At 72.0% G+C, this 19,145-nt stretch carries 11 protein-coding genes; 5 read left to right on the top strand and 6 right to left on the bottom strand.

The window, feature by feature from the left end:
- The first annotated feature begins 315 nt into the window (after nucleotides 1–315).
- From K4G22_RS19300 to K4G22_RS19285, 4 genes are all read left to right on the top strand, one after another.
- The gene (locus K4G22_RS19300; RefSeq protein ID WP_425336722.1) at nucleotides 316–2,979 is read left to right on the top strand and encodes an FHA domain-containing protein; all 2,664 of its coding nucleotides are present in this window, start codon (nucleotides 316–318) and stop codon (nucleotides 2,977–2,979) included.
- A 365-nt stretch (nucleotides 2,980–3,344) separates the two neighbouring features.
- On the top strand, nucleotides 3,345–4,715 hold the full coding sequence (locus K4G22_RS19295) for an ABC transporter substrate-binding protein (RefSeq protein WP_228081534.1): 1,371 nt from the start codon (nucleotides 3,345–3,347) through the stop codon (nucleotides 4,713–4,715).
- Nucleotides 4,716–4,735: 20 nt separating this feature from the next.
- Nucleotides 4,736–6,034, top strand: coding sequence for a carbohydrate ABC transporter permease (locus K4G22_RS19290; protein ID WP_228081533.1), 1,299 nt, complete (start codon nucleotides 4,736–4,738; stop codon nucleotides 6,032–6,034).
- A gap of 11 nt (nucleotides 6,035–6,045) precedes the next feature.
- The gene (locus tag K4G22_RS19285; RefSeq protein ID WP_228081532.1) at nucleotides 6,046–6,957 is read left to right on the top strand and encodes a carbohydrate ABC transporter permease; all 912 of its coding nucleotides are present in this window, start codon (nucleotides 6,046–6,048) and stop codon (nucleotides 6,955–6,957) included.
- 101 nt (nucleotides 6,958–7,058) lie between these two features.
- On the opposite strand, the gene K4G22_RS19280 is transcribed toward K4G22_RS19285, so the two are convergent.
- The 5 genes from K4G22_RS19280 to K4G22_RS19260 form a co-directional block, all read right to left on the bottom strand.
- Nucleotides 7,059–7,940, bottom strand: coding sequence for a class I SAM-dependent methyltransferase (locus tag K4G22_RS19280; RefSeq protein ID WP_228081531.1), 882 nt, complete (start codon nucleotides 7,938–7,940; stop codon nucleotides 7,059–7,061).
- A 1-nt stretch (nucleotide 7,941) separates the two neighbouring features.
- A complete protein-coding gene (locus tag K4G22_RS19275) occupies nucleotides 7,942–8,799 on the bottom strand; it encodes a glycosyltransferase (protein ID WP_228081530.1) in 858 nt (285 codons plus the stop codon).
- Between the two features lie 220 nt (nucleotides 8,800–9,019).
- A complete protein-coding gene (locus K4G22_RS19270; protein ID WP_228081529.1) occupies nucleotides 9,020–13,975 on the bottom strand; it encodes an NAD-glutamate dehydrogenase in 4,956 nt (1,651 codons plus the stop codon).
- Nucleotides 13,976–14,234: 259 nt separating this feature from the next.
- The gene (locus tag K4G22_RS19265; protein WP_228081528.1) at nucleotides 14,235–14,930 is read right to left on the bottom strand and encodes an HAD family hydrolase; all 696 of its coding nucleotides are present in this window, start codon (nucleotides 14,928–14,930) and stop codon (nucleotides 14,235–14,237) included.
- A gap of 57 nt (nucleotides 14,931–14,987) precedes the next feature.
- Nucleotides 14,988–15,491, bottom strand: a complete 504-nt coding sequence (locus K4G22_RS19260; RefSeq protein ID WP_228081527.1) for a DUF6912 family protein — start codon at nucleotides 15,489–15,491, stop codon at nucleotides 14,988–14,990.
- A 186-nt stretch (nucleotides 15,492–15,677) separates the two neighbouring features.
- Here K4G22_RS19260 and K4G22_RS19255 point away from each other — a divergent pair, with 186 nt between their 5' ends.
- Nucleotides 15,678–16,094 (top strand): Rv3235 family protein, encoded by a 417-nt coding sequence (locus K4G22_RS19255; protein WP_228081526.1) that lies wholly within the window; start codon nucleotides 15,678–15,680, stop codon nucleotides 16,092–16,094.
- Between the two features lie 82 nt (nucleotides 16,095–16,176).
- On the opposite strand, the gene secA is transcribed toward K4G22_RS19255, so the two are convergent.
- Nucleotides 16,177–19,038 (bottom strand): preprotein translocase subunit SecA, encoded by a 2,862-nt coding sequence (secA, locus tag K4G22_RS19250; RefSeq protein ID WP_228081525.1) that lies wholly within the window; start codon nucleotides 19,036–19,038, stop codon nucleotides 16,177–16,179.
- Nucleotides 19,039–19,145: the final 107 nt, after the last annotated feature.

The following is a 19,145-nucleotide window of genomic DNA, read 5'->3' as shown; positions in this document are numbered from 1 at the left end:
GCAACGGCAGACCCGATCGGCCGCCGCACGGGGCCGGTCGGGGGTGCCGTCAAGTGCCGTCGGGGTGCGCCGGGAGAGGGAGTCGGGTGAGCGAGTGGGGCGGATCCGGTGCGGCCTATGGGAGTGAAGGTGAAGAATGCGCTTTCTCTCCCTCTGGCATCCACCGATCAGATCTGGTCAGATATGGCCAATCAAGATCATTAAGCACCAGGGGCGCGGAGCGGTGTCAGTGGCGGGTGCGAGGATGCCCTCAGCATCGGCGTCCGATGCGGATCGGGACATGACAGCCGGGCTGGCGAGCGACCGGGAGGGCCGATGCCGATTCAGATCAGGTTGACCGTTCTCGGACACGGCGCCGCCGGCGGCGTCGACGTCGCCGTCGCGGCCCCGGCCGGCACCCCGCTCTCCGCCGTTCTCGGCTCCCTGGCCAGCGCCGTCGCGCCCGGGGCCGCCTCCCCCGGCGCGGTCTTCTGCGAGGACAGCCGGCTGGATCCCCGGCAGAGCCTGCTCGGCGAACCACCTCTGGTGGACGGCGCCGTGCTCTCCCTGCACCGTCCGCTGGAGGCCCCTGGCGTCGAGCCGGTGCCGGCCAGGCTGCTGGTGGTCTCGGGGCCGGACGCCGGCGGCGTCCATCTGCTGCGCGGCGGCACGGCCACCATCGGCCGCTCCGCGGACGCGGACATCCCGCTGGACGATCCGGATGTCTCCCGGCTGCACTGCTCGCTCACGCTGCGCCCCGACGGCACGGTCACGGTCGCCGATCTCGGCTCGACCAACGGCACCTCGGTCGACGGGCGGCCGGTGCGGGAGCGGCCCGAGCGGGTGCCCCCCGGCGGGATACTGCGGCTCGGCGAGTCCGCGCTGCGCGTGATCGCCGCGGACGGCCAGGAGCCGCCGGCCGTGTCGGCCGCCCCGCCGGCCGAGGCCCCGGCGGAGCCGCCGAGGGGCGGCGCGGCCGGCCGGCCGCAGCGGCGCGGCGGCGGGCTGGCGGGCTGGGCGCGGGGGCGGCTGGCCCCCTCGCCCGAGCAGACCCACATCACGGCGGCCCCGCCGCCCGTCCCGGCGGAGCCGGTCGACGAGTCGCGTTGGCCGGATCTCGCGGCCGTGCTGCTGATGGCGGTCGAGTCGGGGCCCCGCCTCTGGGAGCGCGGTCCCGCCCATCCCGACGCCTACGCCATACGGCTGGGCACGGCGCAGAGCACGGGCGGCGGCCTGCCGCCGGTGACGGTGAGCCTGCCGGCGGTCGGCTCCCTCGGCCTGGCCGGGCCCAGGGAGCGGGTCGCGGGCCTCGCCCGCTCGGTGCTCGCCCAGCTGGCCGCCCTGCACCCGCCCAGCGCCCTGGAGTTGGTGGCGCTGGCCCCCGGCCGCGCCGAGGAGTGGTCCTGGCTCGGCTGGCTGCCCCATGTGAAGCCGCTGCGCGGCCAGGACTGCCGGTTGCTCCTCGGCTTCGACGAGGAGCAGGTGGCCGCCAGGCTGGCCGAGTTGGCCCAGCTGGCGGCCACGCCGGCCGCCGCCCCCAGGCGGCGCACGGTGGTGCTGGTCGACGGCGCGCTCGAAGGTCTCGCGGCCACGGCGCTGGCCCGGCTCACGCTGGACGGCGCTACCGCCGGCATCCATCTGCTCTGCCTGGCCGAGACGCCCCCGGCCACCCCCGAGTCCCCGGTGGCCGAAACGCTGGAGGCCGCCGGCGCCGCCCTCCCCGCCTTCGCGGGGTGCGGGGCGGTCGGGCTGCTCAGCGGCGCGGTGGCCACCGCGGTGCGGGTGGTCGGCCCCGATCGGCGCCCCGGCCCCCCGGCCAGCGCGGACGCGGTCTCCCGGGCCTGGGCCGAGCGCTTCGCCCGCGCCCTCGCCCCGCTCTCCGAGGACACCCCCGGCTCCCCGCCGAGCGCCCCCGGAACCACGCCGCTGCCCGACAGCTGCCGGCTGCTCGACGTGCTGGAGCTGTCCCGGGTCACCCCAGGCGCCCTGCGGGAGCGCTGGGCGCGAGGATCGGAGCTGCCGCTGGCCCTCGGCATGGGCGAGCGGGGTCAGGTTTCGGTCAATCTCACGGAGTTGAGCGCCCCGCTGCTGATCGAGGGCGCCGCCCGCTCGGGGCGCACCGAGCTGCTCAACGCGCTGGCCGCCTCGCTGGCGGCGACGCTGGGCCCGCACGAGCTGTCCCTGCTGCTGGTCGAGGGTGCGGCGGACGGGCTGCGCCCCTCAGTCGAGCTGCCGCAGGTCGCTTCCTATCTGGGCGCCACGGATCCGCTGCGCATCCGCGCCTTCGCGCAGGCGCTGCGCGCCGAGTTGAAGCGGCGGGCGCTGCTGCTGGGCGAGTCCGCGTTCGCCGCCCAGGAGTTGGGCGGCTCGCAGCCGCCGAGGGCCGAGCCGGGGGCGGACGGCGCCCCGCCTGCCGAGGGGCGGGTGATCTCCCCGAGGTCGGGCCACGAGCCGGGCGGCTGGCACGGCCAGGAGGCGTCCGTTCCCGAGCCGCCGATGCGGGTGCCAGGCAGCGCGCCGCTGCCCTGGCTGGTGGTGCTCGTCGACGATCTGCCCGCGCTGTTGTCGCCGCCGCTCGGCGCGCCGGGGCGGCAGGCCGCCGGCTCGATGCTCCGGGTGCTTGAGGCGGCGCGCCGGGAGGGCCCCCGTCTTGGCGTGCGCCTGGTGCTGGCCGGCGGCCCGCCGGCCGCCGGCGATCCGTTGGATCTGTCGGCAGCGCTGCGGCTGACGCTGACGGGAACACCACCGGGACGGGCCGAGCTGCGCACCCCGGACGGCGCCCGCACCCCGTTGCAGACCGGCCGGGTGACGGGGCGCATCCCCCGCACGGCCACGCTGCGCCCCACGGTCACCCGGCTGGACTGGGAGCGGGTCGGGGACCCACCGGCCCGCCGGCCAGTTCGCGAGCTGGGCAACGGCCCCACTGACATCGCCCTCCTGGCCAGCGCCGCCACCCGCGCCGCCCAAACCCCCCAGACCGCCACCGCCACCCCCGTCTGACGGCCCCCGCGGGTCGCTCCGCACCCGGCGAAGGCGGTGCGGGCGGCTCCCGGTGCCTCGGCTGTCTCGGCCGCCTCGGCTGTCGTGGCCGCGCGTCACCGGGGGGTGGCCGGCGACCCGCTGCCCGCGCTCCGGGCAGCCGGGCCGCGCCCCGTTCACGGTCGCCCCCATCCCCCGCGGGTACGCGAACATTGTCCGTGCAGGTCATAACCCGCGGGTAACAGCCCCATCACAAAGGCTTGTTGGGCCATCATCTGTCTTGATCAGGAAGCCGACTGCGCGTAGGAACATGCGGCGTAGGACGTGCGGCGTGGCAGGCCCTGCATCACGTGGGGACACTGCCGCATCCAAGTGAGGCGGTGTTCATGCGCGGTTCGGGCCCGGGCCCTGGCCGGAGAGTGACGCGGGTGGCAGCGGCGGTGGTGGCCACCACCGCGCTGACGCTGACAGCGTGCGGCAGCGACGGTGAGGGCGACCGTAGCGACAGAGAGGCCACCATCGAACTCCCTGACCTCAGTGGTCAGTCCCTGGAAGTGGCCGCGGTCTGGACAGGCGCGGAACGGGACAACTTCGTCGCGGTGATGGACGAGTTCGAAAGTCGAACGGGCGCCTCGGTCACCGTGGTGCCCAGCAGTGACAACGTCTCCCAGTTCGTCGGCACCAAGATCGAGGGCGGTTCGCCGCCCGACGTGGTGATGGTGCCGCAGCCGGGCGTGCTGCGGGAGTTCGCCGAGAAGGGGTGGCTGGCCAGGCTGGGCGATTCGACACAGGCCCAGCTGGACGCCAACTACACCCAGGGCTGGCACGAGCTGGCCTCCTGGGAGGGCGACCCGTACGGCGTCTATGTGAAGGCCGCCAACAAGTCCCTGATCTGGTACAGCTCCACCGCGTTCGACTACGCGGGGGTGCCGACCCCGGAGACCTGGGAGGAGTTCGTCGACACCGCCTGGACGGTGTGGGAGTCGGGCACCACGCCCGTCTCGGTCGCCGGCGCCGACGGTTGGACGTTGACCGACTGGTTCGAGAACGTCTATCTCTCCCAGTCGGGGCCGGAGATGTACGACCGGTTGGCGGCGCACGAGATCCCGTGGACCGACGAGAGCGTCACGGACGCGCTCACCACCCTCGGCGAACTCTTCGGCGAGAACCGGCTGTTGCGGGGCGGCGCGAACGGTTCGCTGGGGACCGACTTCCCCACCTCCGTCACCCAGACGTTCATCAACCTGACCACCCCGGGCGCCGCCATGGTCTTCGAGGCGGACTTCGTCGGCTCGGTGATCACCGACAGCACCGACGCGGTGATCGGTGAGGACGCCCGGGTGTTCCCGTTCCCCGCGGTCGGCGCCGGGGACCCCCCGGTGGTCAGCGCGGGTGACGCGGCCGTCGCGGTCTCGACGGACGGTCAGGCGAGCGAGGCGCAGGAGGCCCTGATGACGTTCCTGGCCTCCACCGACGCCGCCGCCATCTGGGCGGAGCCGGGCGGCTTCGTCTCACCGAACAAGTCGCTTGAGTTCGACGTGTACCCCAACGAGGTGCAGCGCGGCATCGCCGAGGCGCTCATCGCGGCGGGCGACGACTTCAGGTTCGACATGTCGGACCAGACCCCGGCCGCCTTCGGTGGCACCACCGGCCAGGGCATGTGGCAAGGACTACAGAACTTCCTGCGCGACCCCGACGACATCGACGGGGCCCAGGCATACCTGGAGTCCCAGGCAGCCAGCGCTTACGGCGACTGACGGACGGAGACTGACTTCCCATGGCATCCGGCAAGGCGGTGATCAGGGCACGCCCCTGGGCCGTGGTGTGCTTCCTGTTCCCGGCGCTGCTGCTGCTCGGCGCGCTGGTGGTGTACCCCATCGGGTACTCCGTGCAGCGCAGCCTGTTCGACGCGTCCGGCGACAGCTTCGTCGGCCTGGACAACTTCAAGGAGATATTCAGCGACGACGGCATCAGGACCGCGCTGGAGAACACCCTGATCTGGATCGTGGTGGCGCCGACGGTGGCCACCGCGCTGGGGCTGGTCTTCGCGGTGCTGACCGAACGCATCCGCTGGGCGACGGTCTTCAAGCTGATCGTCTTCATGCCGATGGCGGTCTCCATGCTGGCGTCCGGAATCATCTTCCGGATGGTCTACGAGCAGGACCCGGACCGGGGCCTGGCCAACGCGCTGGCGACGACGGTGCACGACACCTTCGCCAGCAGCTCCAGTTGGCCCGACGCCGAGCCGCGCCCCGGCGGATCGTTGACCGTCCAGGACGACGGTTCGTATCTGCTGGAGGAGACGGTGTCGGCCGGCAGCCCGGTGCTGCTGCCGCTGGTGGCGGTGCCCCAGCCGAAGCTGTCGGGCGCCGAGCTGGCCCAGGAGGCGTCGAGCGACCCGGGCCAGGTGACCGGCACCATCTGGATGGACTTCACCCGGGGCGGCGAAGGCGTCGAGGGCGCCATCGACCCGGAGGAGAGGGCCCTCTCCGGGATCAAGGTCGAGGCGCTGCGGGACGGCGAGGTGGTGGCCGACACCAAGACCGGTGACGACGGCACGTTCCAGCTGCCGGCCGAGGCGGATGGCGCGCAACTACGGCTGGCCGCCGACAACTTCACCGCCCCCTACAACGGCGTCGAATGGCTCGGGCCCAAGGTCATCACACCGGCGATCATCGCCAGCTATGTGTGGATGTGGGCCGGCTTCGCCATGGTGCTGATCGCCGCCGGCCTGGCCTCGGTGCCCAGGGAGACCCTGGAGGCGGCCCGGGTGGACGGCGCCAACGAGTGGCAGGTCTTCCGCCGGATCACGGTTCCGCTGCTGGCCCCGGTCCTGGGGGTGGTGGCGGTGACACTGATGATCAACGTGTTGAAGATCTTCGACCTGGTCTATGTGATCGCGCCCGCCTCGTCCCAGGCGGACGCCAACGTGCTGGCCCTTGAGCTGTATCTGTCCTCCTTCGGGGCCGGGGCGAACCAGGGCGTGGGCAGCGCGATCGCGGTGTTCCTGCTGCTGCTCGTGGTACCCGTGATGATCATCAATCTGCGCAGGCTGCGACGGGAGAACCAGCGGTGACCGCTCCCACCATGACCGCACAAGTACCCGACCCGGCGCCCACCCCGGCGTCGGACGCCGTGGGCCCGCCCCGGCGTTCGGTGGGCAACCGTCTCGCCTCCCTCGCCGCCGGATCCGTGGTGCGGGTGATTCTGGTGGTGATCGGGGTGCTGTGGCTGCTGCCCACCGCCGGTCTGCTGGTCTCCTCGTTCCGCGATCCGCGCGATATCGCCTCCACCGGCTGGTGGGAGGCGTTGACCGATCCGGGCCAGTGGACCTGGTCCAACTACGACAGCCTGCTGGGCAACGACACCTTCACCGGCTCGGTGTGGACCACCGTGGCGATCACGGTGCCGGCCACCGCGCTGGTGATCGGGCTCGCCGCGCTGGCGGCCTACGCCTTCGCCTGGCTGGACTTCCCCGGCCGGGACTGGCTCTTCCTGGTGGTCGTGGGGCTGTTGGTCGTCCCCGTCCAGATCGCGTTGATCCCGGTGGCGCGGCTCTTCAACACGTTGGGCATCTTCGAGACCACGCTGGGCGTGGTGCTCTTCCACTCGGCCTTCGGGCTGCCCTTCGGGATCTTCCTGCTCCGCAACTTCTTCTCCGAGATCCCGCGCGAACTGCTGGAGGCGGCCCGGCTGGACGGGGCCGGCGAACTGCGGCTGTTCTTCAAGGTGGTGCTGCCGCTCGGCGGCCCGGCGATCGCCGCGCTGGCGATCTTCCAGTTCATGTGGGTCTGGAACGACATGCTGGTGGCGCTGATCTTCGCCGACTCGGGCTCGCCGCCGATGACGCTGGCGCTCCAGCAGGAGATGCGGCAGTTCGGCAGCAACTTCGACGTGCTGGCCCCCGGCGCCTTCCTGACCATGCTGATTCCGCTGGCGATCTTCTTCGCCTTCCAGAAGCAGTTCGTCTCCGGCGTGATGGCGGGCGCGGTGAAGTAGCCGCGCGGGGCCGTGCCGACAGGCGAACGGACGCACGGCGCGGGGCCGGACGGGGTGTCACCACCCGGTCCGGCCCCTTTCCCGATCCTGTTCCCCTGCTGTCAGCCGGCGCGACCGACGTGCACGGTGCTCGCGGCGAGATAGAACGCGTCGGGGCGACGCAGGATGCCCGAGGCGGCCTCGGGGTCCAGCAGGGCGTCCAACGTGGACCGGTCCTCCCGGGAGAGCCGGTCCCCCACGTGCTCGCGCTGTCTGCTCAGCCGTTCCCGCAGGTACGCCCGGGCGTCGGCGGGGAGCGGTGCGGGCAGCTCGGTGAGGAAGGTGCGGCGGGCGACGGGGGCAAGACCCGCGCCGGTCAGCATCGAGGGCCAGTCCTCGGGCACGGCGACGGCATCGGGCAGCGCCGCCCGCATCTCCTGGAACCACTCGGCGTGCGCCGCGTCCAGCCGCTCCTGGAGGCCGGGCCGGCCCAGGCCGAAGTCCCTGGGCAGGAAGCGCGCGGGCAGCCCGCCCTCGGCCAGCGCCAGCGAGCCACCGGGCCGCAGGGCGGCGGCCAGCTGCCCCAACGCGTGCTGCTGGTCCCCCAGATGGTGGACGAAGAGGCTCGCCCAGACCAGGTCGAAGCCGCCCCCGATCCCGGCCAGCCCGGCCGGCAGCTCGGCCTGCCGGGTGCGCACCCGCTCGGCGAGACCCGCCGCCAGCGCGCGTCGCTCGGCGAGCCGCAGCAGCTCCGGGGCGCCGTCCACGGCCACCACCTCGGCGCCCGGGAACTCGTCGGCCAGCAGCGCGGTGACCACGCCGGGGCCGCTGCCCACATCCAGGATCCGCCGCGCGGCCGGCTGCTCGCCGCGCAGCCAGCGCGCGGTCGCGCGCAGCGCGACGGCGTGCAGTTCGGCACCGCGTGTGAGCTGGGCGCCGGCCGCGTCCCAGTCGAAGTCCACGGCCTCGTGCGGGGGATGGTGGTGGTGCGCGTGTGCGGACACGTCAGCTGCCTTCCGTGAGCCTACGACTGACGCCGGCACCGCCCGACGGACCACGGCGCGCCCGCGTCAGGGCGCGGCGGCCGGGGTGGCGGCCCGGGACGGAGGCCGACCCGCGCGGGCGGCCGAGCAGCAGGCGCCAGGGCAGCAGGGCCGCCTCCAGTTGGCTGGCCGCCGACAGCTTGGAGGCGCCGTCGAGCCGCCCCGCGAAGCCGATGGGGATCTCCACCACCGGGCAACCCGCGCGCACCGCCGCGTACTTCAGCTCCACCTGGAAGCCGTAGCCGACGCTGCGCGCCGGCGCCGGACCCAGCGCCCTGAGGGTGTCGGCGCGCCAGAGCACGAAGCCGGCGGTGATATCGCGCGGCCCGCCGCGCAGCACGGCGGTCAGATAGCGGTTGGCCCAGCGGGAGAGCAGCCTGCGGTGCGCCGACCAGTCCGCGGCCAGCCGGCCGCCGGGCACATAGCGGCTGCCGACCACGAGGCCGGCGCCGCTGGACAGCGCGGCGCCCAGCAGCCGGGGGACATCGGCCACGGCATGGCTGCCGTCGGCGTCCATCTGGAGCAGATAGCGGGCGTCGCCGTCGCGGAGGGCGTGCCCGAGGCCGGCGGCGTAGGCGCGGCCGAGCCCGCTCTTGGCCGGCCGGTGCAGCACCTCGACGCGCTCGGGGTGACGCTTGGCCAGGCCGTCGGCGATCTCGCCGGTGCCGTCGGGGCTGTTGTCGTCCACGACCAGCAGCCGCAGCCCCGGCAGCGGCAGGGCCAGCAGCGCGGCGGCGGTCCTGGGCAGCGTGGTGGCCTCGTTGTAGGTGGGCATCACCACCGTCACCGGAGTCCCGGCCCCACTCACGGGCACCACCATGCGCAAGGCCCCTTCGTCCTGGTTCGTCCTGGTTCGTCACGGTTTCGGCGCGGGTCGGTCGCGGGTTTCGTCCCGCGTTCGTCGGGCACTGCGGACGGCGGCCCGGAAGGCCCGGTTCAGCCCCGCCGGCCACCTATCGCTACGAATATCATCTTTGTCCGTGGGCGGCAGGTCGCCGGGCGGCCGACGCCTCCGCGCCGACCGCCCGCCCGTTCCCGCGTCAGCGGTTGCTGCGCAGCAGGGTGCGCATGGTGCGCATGGCCACCGAGAGGTTGGCCAGGTCGAAGCTCTCCGACGACTGGATCTCGTGCAACGTGGCGCGGGCACGGCCCAGGATCGCCGCGCTGCGCTCCGCCCAGGCGGCGAACCGCTCCTCCGGCTCGGACTCGGCGCCGCCCTCGGCCAGCACATCGGCGGCGATCAGCTGATGCGCCGCGTAGAGGTCCTCCCGGATCGCGGTACGGGCCATGGACTGCCAACGGTCGGCCCTGGGCAGCTCGCTGATCCGATCCTGGAGCCGGGAGATGCTCAGCTCGTCACTGAGGTGGTAGTACACCTCGGCGACGTCCAACAACTCGCGGCCCGTGCGATCGGCGACCGCCACGATGTCCAGCGCGGAGAACACGGCGGAGAACCCGGCCACCCGACCGGCCAGCTCGGGCGGCACCCCGGTCGACTCCAGCTCCTCCCGCTGCGCCGCCAGCCAGTCCAGCTCCTGGCCTCGGAGCAGCGTGGGCAGCTCCTGCCAGACCTGACCCACCCGCTCGGCGAACAGCTCGATCGTCTCCGCCAGCCGCAGCGGCTGCGGGCGGTTGTTGAGCAGCCAGCGCGCGGCCCGCTCCACCAGCCGCCTGGCGTGCAGCCTGATCCGGGTGAGCGTGGCCTCGGCGACCTCGTTGTCGAGCCGCTCCACCGTGTCCCAGATGTCGGCCAGATCGAAGATGGCCCGCGCGGCGGTGTGCGCCCGGACGATCTCCTCCGTGGAGGCTCCCGACTCCTCCTGCATCCGGTGGATGAAGGAGCAGCCGGCCACGTTCAGCGTGTCGTTGACCAGCAGGGTGGTGATGATCTCCCGCCGCAGCGCGTGCCGCTCGATCAGCTCGGGGAATCGTTCCCGCAGGGCGCGCGGGAAGTAGGCGGAGAGCAGCCGGCCCACATAGGGGTCGTCCGGCAGGCTCGTCGTCAGCAGCTCGGTCGTGGCGGTGAGCTTGCCGTAGGCCAGCAGCACCGACAGCTCGGGCTGCGAGAGCCCACGCCCCGCGGCGCGCCGCTCGCGGAACTCGTCGTCCGAGGGCAGGAACTCCAGCTCCCGATCGAGCCGGCCCTGCTCGCCCAGCCGGGCGATGACCCGCTGGTGCGCCAGGACGAGGCCGGCGGCGGTGGCCTCGCCGTTGGCCAGCGCGACGTTCTGCGCGTAGTTGTTGCGCAGCACCAGCGTGCCCACCTCGTCCGTCATCTCGGCGAGCAGCACGTTGCGCTGCTTCACCGTGAGATCGCCGCCGGCGACCACCGCGTTCAGCAGGATCTTGATGTTGACCTCGTGGTCCGAGGTGTCCACGCCCGCGCTGTTGTCGATGGCGTCCGTGTTGCACCGGCCCCCGGCCAGCGCGAACTCGATCCGGCCCAACTGGGTGAGGCCCAGGTTGCCGCCCTCGCCCACCACCTTGGCGCGCAGCTCCCGGCCGTTCACCCGGATCGCGTCGTTGGCCTTGTCCCCGGCGTCGGCGTGGCTCTCGGCCGCGGCCTTCACATAGGTGCCGATGCCGCCGTTCCACAGCAGGTCGACGGGGGCCCGCAGGATCGCCCGCATCAGCTCGGCCGGCGTCAGCGACAGCGTGTCGTCGGGGATCTCCAACGCCTCCCGGACCTGCGGGGTGAGCGCGATGGACTTGGCCGTGCGCGGATGCACCCCACCGCCCTTGGAGAGCAGGCCGGTGTCGTAGTCCGCCCAGGACGAGCGGGGCAGCTCGAAGAGCCGGCGGCGCTCGGCGAAGCCCACCGCCGGATCCGGATCGGGATCCAGGAAGATGTGCCGGTGGTCGAAGGCCGCGACCAGCCGGATGCGCTCCGAGAGGAGCATCCCGTTGCCGAAGACGTCGCCCGACATGTCGCCGATGCCGGCCACCGTGAAGTCCTCGGACTGGGTGTCGTGGCCCAGCTCGCGGAAGTGCCGCTTGACGGACTCCCAGGCGCCGCGCGCCGTGATGCCCATGCCCTTGTGGTCGTAGCCGGCGGAGCCGCCGGAGGCGAAGGCGTCCCCCAGCCAGAAGCCGTAGGACTCGGCGACCTCGTTGGCGATGTCGGAGAAGGTGGCGGTGCCCTTGTCGGCCGCGACCACCAGATAGGTGTCGTCCTCGTCGTGCCTGACCACGTCGGCCGGGGGCCGCACCGCGCCGTCCACCAGGTTGTCCGTGATGTCGAGCAGGCCGGAGATGAACGTGCGGTAGCAGTCGATGCCCTCGGCCAGCCAGGCGTCCCGGTCGGCCGCCGGATCGGGCAGCCGCTTGCCGACGAAGCCGCCCTTGGCGCCCACCGGCACGATCACCGTGTTCTTGACCTCCTGTGCCTTCACCAGGCCCAGGATCTCCGTGCGGAAGTCCTCGCGCCGGTCCGACCAGCGCAGACCGCCCCTGGCGACCTTGCCGAACCGCAGATGCACGCCCTCGACCCGGGGCGAGTACACCCAGATCTCGAACGCCGGGCGCGGCTCGGGCAGTTCGGGGATGGCCTGCGGATCGAGCTTCATCGACAGGTAGTCGTGCGGGCGGCCCTGGGAGTCGTGCTGGAAGTAGTTGACCCGCAGCGTCGCCTTGATGACCGTCAGAAAGGCGCGGAGGATGCGGTCCTCGTCGAGGTTCTGCACCTCTTCCAGGGCGCCGTCCAGCTCCTCCAGCAGGCCGTCCGTCAGCTCCCGGCCCGCGCTCTGCCGCGTCGGGGCGTGCCGGGCCTCGAAGAGGTTCACCAGCAGGCGGGTGGTGTGCACGTTGCGGCGGAGCGTGGCCTCCATGTTCTCCCGGGCGAAGCGGGAGCCCGCCTGCCAGAGGTACTTGGCGTAGGCGCGCAGCACCATGGCCTCACGCCAGGTCAACCCGGCGGAGAGCACCAGCGCGTTGAAGCCGTCGTCCTCGGCGACGCCCGTCCACGCCGCGGCGAACGCGTCCTGGAAGCGCTGCCGCGCCCCGCCGCCCAGCCCGTCGGCCAGCGCCGGGGGCAGCCGCAGCCCGAAGTCGTAGATCCAGGCGGGCGCGCCGTCGTCTGGCCGCAGATGGTAGGGGCGCTCGTCGACCACCTCGACGCCGAGGTTCTGTAGGACGGGGAGCACGGCCGACAGCGTGACCGGCTCGCCGATCCGGTAGATCTTGAACCGGCGTTCGCCCGGCGCCGCGTTGACCGGCTCATAGAGGCTGAGCGCGAAGTCCCGCCCCGGCTCGGGGCGCAGCCCGATCACGTACTGGAGATCCGCCACCGCGGCGCGGGGCGGGAAGTCGGCCTTGTAGCCCTCGGGGAAGGCGTTGTGGAAGCGGCGCCCCAGATCCGCGGCCTGCTCCTCGCCGCACTCGGCCAGCAGCGCGTCCGCGAAGCCGTCCGTCCAGGAGCGGGAGGCGTCGGCCAGCCTGGCCTCGATCCGATCCAGGTCGGACTCCGTCAGCTCGGGGAGCTCGCTGCCGGGCTCCACCCGGATCACGAAGTGCAGCCGGGAGAGCACGGACTCGGTGTTCCAGGCGGTGAAGTCGACGCTGTTGCCGTCGAGTTCCTCCAGGAGGATCTGGGTGAGCCGCAGCCGCACCGAGGTGGTGAAGCGGTCGCGCGGCAGATAGACCAGGGCCGAGTAGTAGCGGCCGTACTCCTCCTGCCGCAGGAAGAGCCGCAGCCGGCGCCGCTCCTGGAGGTGCAGCACGGCGGTGGTGATGCTGCGCAGCGTGTCCACCGGCGTCTGGAACAGCTCGTCGCGCGGGTAGGTCTCCAGGACCTGCAACAGATCGCGTCCGCTGTGGCTCTGGGTGCTGAAGCCCGCCGCCTGCATCACCTCGGCGACCTTGCGGCGGATCACCGGGACCCGACGCACCGACTCCGTGTAGGCGGCGGCGGAGAACAGGCCGAGGAAGCGGCGCTCCCCGATCACCCGCCCCTGGTTGTCGAACTTCTTGACGCCCAGGTAGTCCAGATAGGAGCGACGGTGCACGGTGGCGCGGCTGTTGGCCTTGGTGAGCACCAGCAGCCGGGGATCCCTGGCCTTGGCCCTGGCCGTCGGCGACAACCGGCTGAACGCCGCGGACGCCGCCGGATGCTCGGGGTCGGCGGCGTAGGGCGGATCGGAGCGCAGGATGCCAAGACCCGTGCCCGGCACCGGACGCAGCACGTCGCCCGAGCCGCCGTTGTCCTCCCTGGCCAGCTCGTACTCGCGGTAGCCGAGGAAGGTGAAGTGGTCGGCGGCCAGCCAGCTCAGCAGCTCGCCGGCCTCCTCGATGTCCTGCTGGCGCAGCTCGTCGGAGAGCGGCTCGTCCGGCAGGCCCTCGGCGATCCGCAGCGCGATGGCGCGCATCTTCTGGTAGTCCTCGACGGCCTCGCGCACATCGCCGAGCACCCGCCGCAGATCGGCCTCGACCTGGCGGACGTTCTCCGGATCGGTCTCCCGGTCGATCTCGACATGGGTCCAGGACTCCACCACGGCGTCCGCCGGCAGGCCATCGGCCGGGAGCCCGCCCTCCATGTCCCGACCGGCGTCCAGCACCTCCAGCAGCCGGCCGGTGACATCGCGGCGGACCACGATCTGCGGATGGACCACCAGATGGATACCGCGCCCCTGCCGGGACAGCTCGTTGGTGACGGAGTCCACCAGGAACGGCATGTCGTCCGTGACGACCTCGACCACGGTGTGACTGCACGTCCAGCCGATCTCCTCGACGGACGGGGTGTAGACGCGGACGTTGGCGGTGCCCTGGGGGCGTTCGCCGGCCAGCCGGTGGTGCGCCATGGCCGCGCCGTAGAGATCCACCGGATCCCGTTCGGTCACGTCCTCGGCGGCGATGAAGAGGTAGTAGCGGCGTAGATAGGAGCGGAGCGCTTCGGCGTCCATCCCGTGTGCGGGTGGCTGCCCCCGGGATGAGCCGTGTTCGGCTACCCGGGCCGCCTGGGCCAGCAGTTCGTCCTTGGCTTCGTCCAGCTTGCTGTGCATGTCCTCTTACTCCTGTCGCGCACCGTCGCGTGACGTCGAGAAACGGTCACAGGGCAGCGCTCGCTCGCGAAGGTGGGGCGCTCCCGGTGATCCCGATGGGGGGAATCAGCGGATGAGCCGGCCCGGCGCGGGCTGGATACCGAGGGGAGGCCACACTGCCCCCCGGCCGAGGTGACGGCCGATATCGCACTGATCACATGGCAAGGCTATCGCCCCGACCTGAAGAGCGAACGGGCGCCAGGGCGCCAGGGAGGGCGCGTCAGGCGCGCCCCACCACCTCCTGGGCCACGGCCACGGCCTCCGCCAGGGTGTCGACCACCGGCACCCCGGCCCGCTCAAGACTGCGCCGACTGTGCGAACCGCCCGTGTACAGCACGGCCTTGGCACCCGCGTGCGCGGCGGCCACGGCATCGTCCGTGGCATCGCCGATCACCACGACCCGCTCGGGCGAGACGCCCTCCAACGTGGCCAGATGGCGCGCCATCTGCGCCGCCTTGCCGCTCTTCCCGCCCTCGCCCAGATGGCCGTCCACCCGTATGAAGTGCTCGGCGATGCCCAGCCTGGTCAGCCAGGGGCCCAGCCGGTCGTGCGGCGCCAGCGAGCAGACGGACTGCGTGCGGCCGGCGAGCACCCACTCGGCCAGCAGCCGCTCCGCGCCCTCGGTGAGCCCCGCGCTGTCGGCTCTCGCGAAGTAGTGCCGATGGAATGTGGCGTCCATCACGGCCCACTCCTCGTCGCTCGGCGCCCGCCCGAGCAGGCGCTCGTAGAAGAGGGGCACCGGCACGCAGTACAGGTCGCGGTAGCGGGCCAGCGTGATGCCGGCCATCCCGATCTCGGCGAAGGAGGCGTTGGTCGCCTCGATGACGGCGTCGATGTCGTGGAGCAGCGTGCCGTTCCAGTCCCACACGATGTGCGGGGCGGCTGTCTGAGGGCTCGAAGTGTGCGGAAAAGCCATGCCCCGCACATTACGGGCCGGCACTGACAACGGGACAGAGCGCCGGCGAGCGGCCGGTTACAGCAGCCGGTCGATCTCCTGCACCCCGTACCAGAGCAGTTCGTGGTCGGCCGCCCCGTCAACGGTGAACTGGGCGTCGTCGTCGCCCTGGTCGGCCGCGCCCACCGCGTCGGCGGCCAGCGCGATGTCGTCCGCGGCGTCCTCGGCGTCGACATGGACGGCCGCCAGCCAGCGCAGCGGAACGGCCTCGACGACCCTGACCTCGCCCAGCGCCTCGACGGCCAGCGCCAGATCCGGATCGGCCACCGCCACCCGATCGGGCACCTCGGCGGCGAGCACCACCCGCCGCCTGGCGACCTCGGGATCGGTGGCGATCAGCCGCAGCGAGCCGGCGGCGGCCCTGCTCAGCGCGGCGTACTCCAACTCCTCCTCGCCGCCCGAGAGGTACCACTCGCGGAGCGCGGGAGTGACGGCATAGGCGGTCAGGGGAGCCGGGCCGACCTCGCCGGCCTCGTGCAGCCGGGCCAACCCGGAGAGCGTGAGGGGAACATAGACGCGCACGGAACCGCCGTCTCCTTCCGGCCGTAAGCCGGCTCACCCTACCAGGGGGCGCGCGGGGCACAGAGACACAGCGCCCGCGCCTCCTGCGCACGCCGGGCAACTCTTGCCGCCCGGTGCGGAGTTGATTACACTCCGCATTGCCTACCGGCCGGTAACAAGCAGACTCACGGGGGCGGTCCAGCAACAATGCTCAGCAATCGGGGCCCGAGGCCGACGAGGCCGGCCAGCAGGCGTGTCGACTCGCGAGGCCCACGCCACCGGTCGCGTCCCAGCCCGCCGCCGCGCCCACAGGAGTGGTTCGCGGGCCAACTCCTGCTCGTGCTCAGCGGTCAGCGCCCGGTCACGATCCTGCTCGGGCACGTCAGGGACACGGCGTACGAACAGCTCAGCCAGCTCGCCCCGCGCACCCCGCTGCGGCCCCAGGCCGGCGGTCCCGCGCCCAGGCTGATCCTGGTGCGCGGCTCCTGCCCGGCCAGCTCCGCCATCGAGGCGTGCGCCCTGGTGCGGGTCGGCGAGCGCACCAGGGCGCTCGCCTTCCGGCTGGAGCAGCGTCCTGGCAGCGGCTGGCGCTGCACCGCCGTCGAGGTGGACACCGTGGCCTGACGCGCCTCGGGGGCGCGTTCCGCTGCGGAACGCGCCCCCGAGGGCGAAGACAGCGAACGGCGCCCGGCACGGCGCCGCCCCGTCACTTCTTGCGACGCCGGCCGCCGCCCTTCTGGGCCTTGCGCCGCTCGGCGCGGGTCTGGCCGGAGCCGGAGCTGGTGGCCTCGGCGGCTGGGGCGCCCTCGCCCGCGGCGAAGTCGCCCTCCACCACACCGCCGGCGCCATCCACCGTCGGCGCGGAGTACCGCAGCCCCTCGGCGCGCTTGGGCGCCTCCAGGCCCTTCGCCAGGATCGCGGGACGAGCCCCGCCCTGCGTGCCGCCGCCCTGCACGGCGCCGGCCGGAGCCCGCCGCTCCTCGCCGTCGGCCTCCTCCTCCTTGGCGCCGCCCTGCACCGGCACCTGCTCGACCTGCCGCTCCACCTGGACCTCCAGGTTGAACAGATAGCCGACGGACTCCTCCTTGATGCCGTCCATCATGGCGGTGAACATGTCGAAGCCCTCGCGCTGGAACTCCACCACCGGGTCGCGCTGCGCCATCGCCCGCAGCCCGATGCCCTCCTGGAGGTAGTCCATCTCGTAGAGGTGCTCACGCCACTTGCGGTCCAGCACGGAGAGCACCACCCGGCGCTCCAGCTCGCGCATCACCTCGGAGCCCAGCTCCTCCTCGCGCTTGTCGTACTGCGCGTGGATGTCCTCCTTGATGGAGTCGGAGATGAACTCCGGCGTCAGCCCCTCCCTGCCGCCGCTCTCCTCCTCCAGGTCATCGACCGTCGCGGCCACCGGGTAGAGCTGCTTGAACGCGCCCCAGAGCCGCTCCATGTCCCACTCCTCGGCGAAGCCCTCCACGGTCTCCGCCTGGACATACGCCTCGATGGTGTCGTCCATGAAGAACCGCACCTGCTCGTGCAGATCCTCACCGGAGAGCACCCGGTGCCGCTCGCTGTAGATGACCTCGCGCTGCCGGTTGAGCACCTCGTCGTACTTGAGGACGTTCTTCCGGATCTCGAAGTTCTGCTGCTCCACCTGCCCCTGCGCGGACGCGATCGCGCGGGTGACCATCTTGTTCTCGATCGGCACATCGTCGGGAACGTTGGCCATGGCCATCACCCGCTCGACCATCTGCGCCTTGAACAGCCGCATCAGATCGTCGCCCAGCGAGAGGTAGAAGCGGGACTCGCCCGGGTCGCCCTGCCGGCCGGAACGGCCGCGCAGCTGGTTGTCGATCCGCCGCGACTCGTGCCGCTCGGTGCCCAGCACATAGAGCCCGCCGAGGCCCTTGACCTCCTCGAACTCGGCCTCCACCCCCTGCTTCGCGCGCTCCAGCGCGCCGGGCAGCTCCGCCGCCCACTCCTCGGCGTTCTCCACCGGGTCGAGGCCCTTGGTACGCAGCTCGTCCTCGGCGATGTCGTCCGGGTTGCCGCCGAGCTTGATGTCGGTGCCACGGCCCGCCATGTTGGTGGCCACCGTGACCGCGCCCTTGCGGCCGGCCTTGGCGACGATCGCCGCCTCCCGCTCGTGGTTCTTCGCGTTCAGCACCTCGTGCCGGGCGCCGCGCTTGTTGAGCTGCTGCGACAGGTACTCGGACTTCTCCACCGAGGTCGTGCCGACCAGCACCGGCTGGCCCTTCTCGTGCTTCTCCACGATGTCGTCCACCACGGCGGCGAACTTGGCCACCTCGGTGCGGTAGATCAGGTCCGCCTGGTCCTTGCGGGCCATCGCGCGGTGGGTGGGGATCGGCACCACGCCCAGCTTGTAGATCTGGTGGAACTCGGCCGCCTCGGTCATCGCCGTACCGGTCATGCCGGAGAGCCGGTCGTAGAGCCGGAAGTAGTTCTGGAGGGTGATCTTGGCGAGCGTCTGGTTCTCGTCCTTGATCTTCACCCCCTCCTTGGCCTCGATCGCCTGGTGCATGCCCTCGTTGTAGCGCCGGCCGGCCAGAATGCGCCCGGTGTGCTCATCGACGATCACGACCTCGCCGTCGATGACGACGTAGTCCTTGTCCTTCTTGAACAGTTCCTTCGCCTTGATGGCGTTGTTCAGATAACCGACCAGCGGCGTGTTGACCGACTCGTAGAGGTTGTCGATGCCCAGCCAGTCCTCGACCTTGCTGACGCCGGCGTCGTGGATCGCGACCGTGCGCTTCTTCTCGTCGACGTCGTAGTCGCCCGTCTCGGCCTGCTGCCGCGTCGGCACGGCCGCCTCGCCCTTCTCCAGGCGCTTGGCCAGCTTGGAGAAGTCGGCGTACCACTTGGTGGCCTGGTCGGCCGGGCCCGAGATGATCAACGGGGTCCTGGCCTCGTCGATCAGGATGGAGTCCACCTCGTCGACGGTGGCGAAGTTGTGGCCGCGCTGCACCAGCTCTTCCTTCGACCACGCCATGTTGTCGCGCAGGTAGTCGAAGCCGAACTCGTTGTTGGTGCCGTAGGTGATGTCGCAGCCGTACTGCTCACGCCGCTGCGCCGGGCGCATCCCCGAGGTGATGCAGCCCACGCTCAGGCCGAGGAAGCGGTGCACCCGGCCCATCCACTCCGAGTCACGCTGGGCCAGGTAGTCGTTGACCGTGATGATGTGCACGCCCTTGTCGGAGAGCGCGTTGAGATAGGCGGGGAGCGTGCCGGCGAGGGTCTTGCCCTCACCGGTCTTCATCTCGGCCACATAGCCGAGGTGCATCGCGGCGCCACCCATCAGCTGCACGTCGTAGTGCCGCTGGCCCAGCACCCGCTTGGCCGCCTCGCGGACCGTCGCGAACGCCTCGGGGAGCAGATCGTCCAGGCTCTCGCCGCCCGCGTACCGCTCCTTGTACTCGTCGGTGAGGCCACGCAGCTCGGCGTCCGTCAGGTTGACGAAGTCCTCTTCGATCGAGTTGACCTCTTTGGCGAGGCGCTGCAGCCTGCGCAGGATCTTGCCTTCGCCTGCACGCATGATCTTGTTGAAGACGGACACGAGGGCTGGTCTCCTTGCCGGTCGGGCCTGGCGCGACTGAAGGCGCGGGCACAGCGAGATGGCCCCGCCGCACCGGCCATGGTATGCGAGCGTCACGACGGGTGTCA

Origin of the sequence: Streptomyces profundus (assembly GCF_020740535.1) — a bacterium.
Taxonomy (GTDB): domain Bacteria; phylum Actinomycetota; class Actinomycetes; order Streptomycetales; family Streptomycetaceae; genus Streptomyces; species Streptomyces profundus.
The sequence above is the reverse complement of the archived record's forward strand: the minus strand, read 5'-3'. Positions and strand labels throughout refer to the sequence as shown.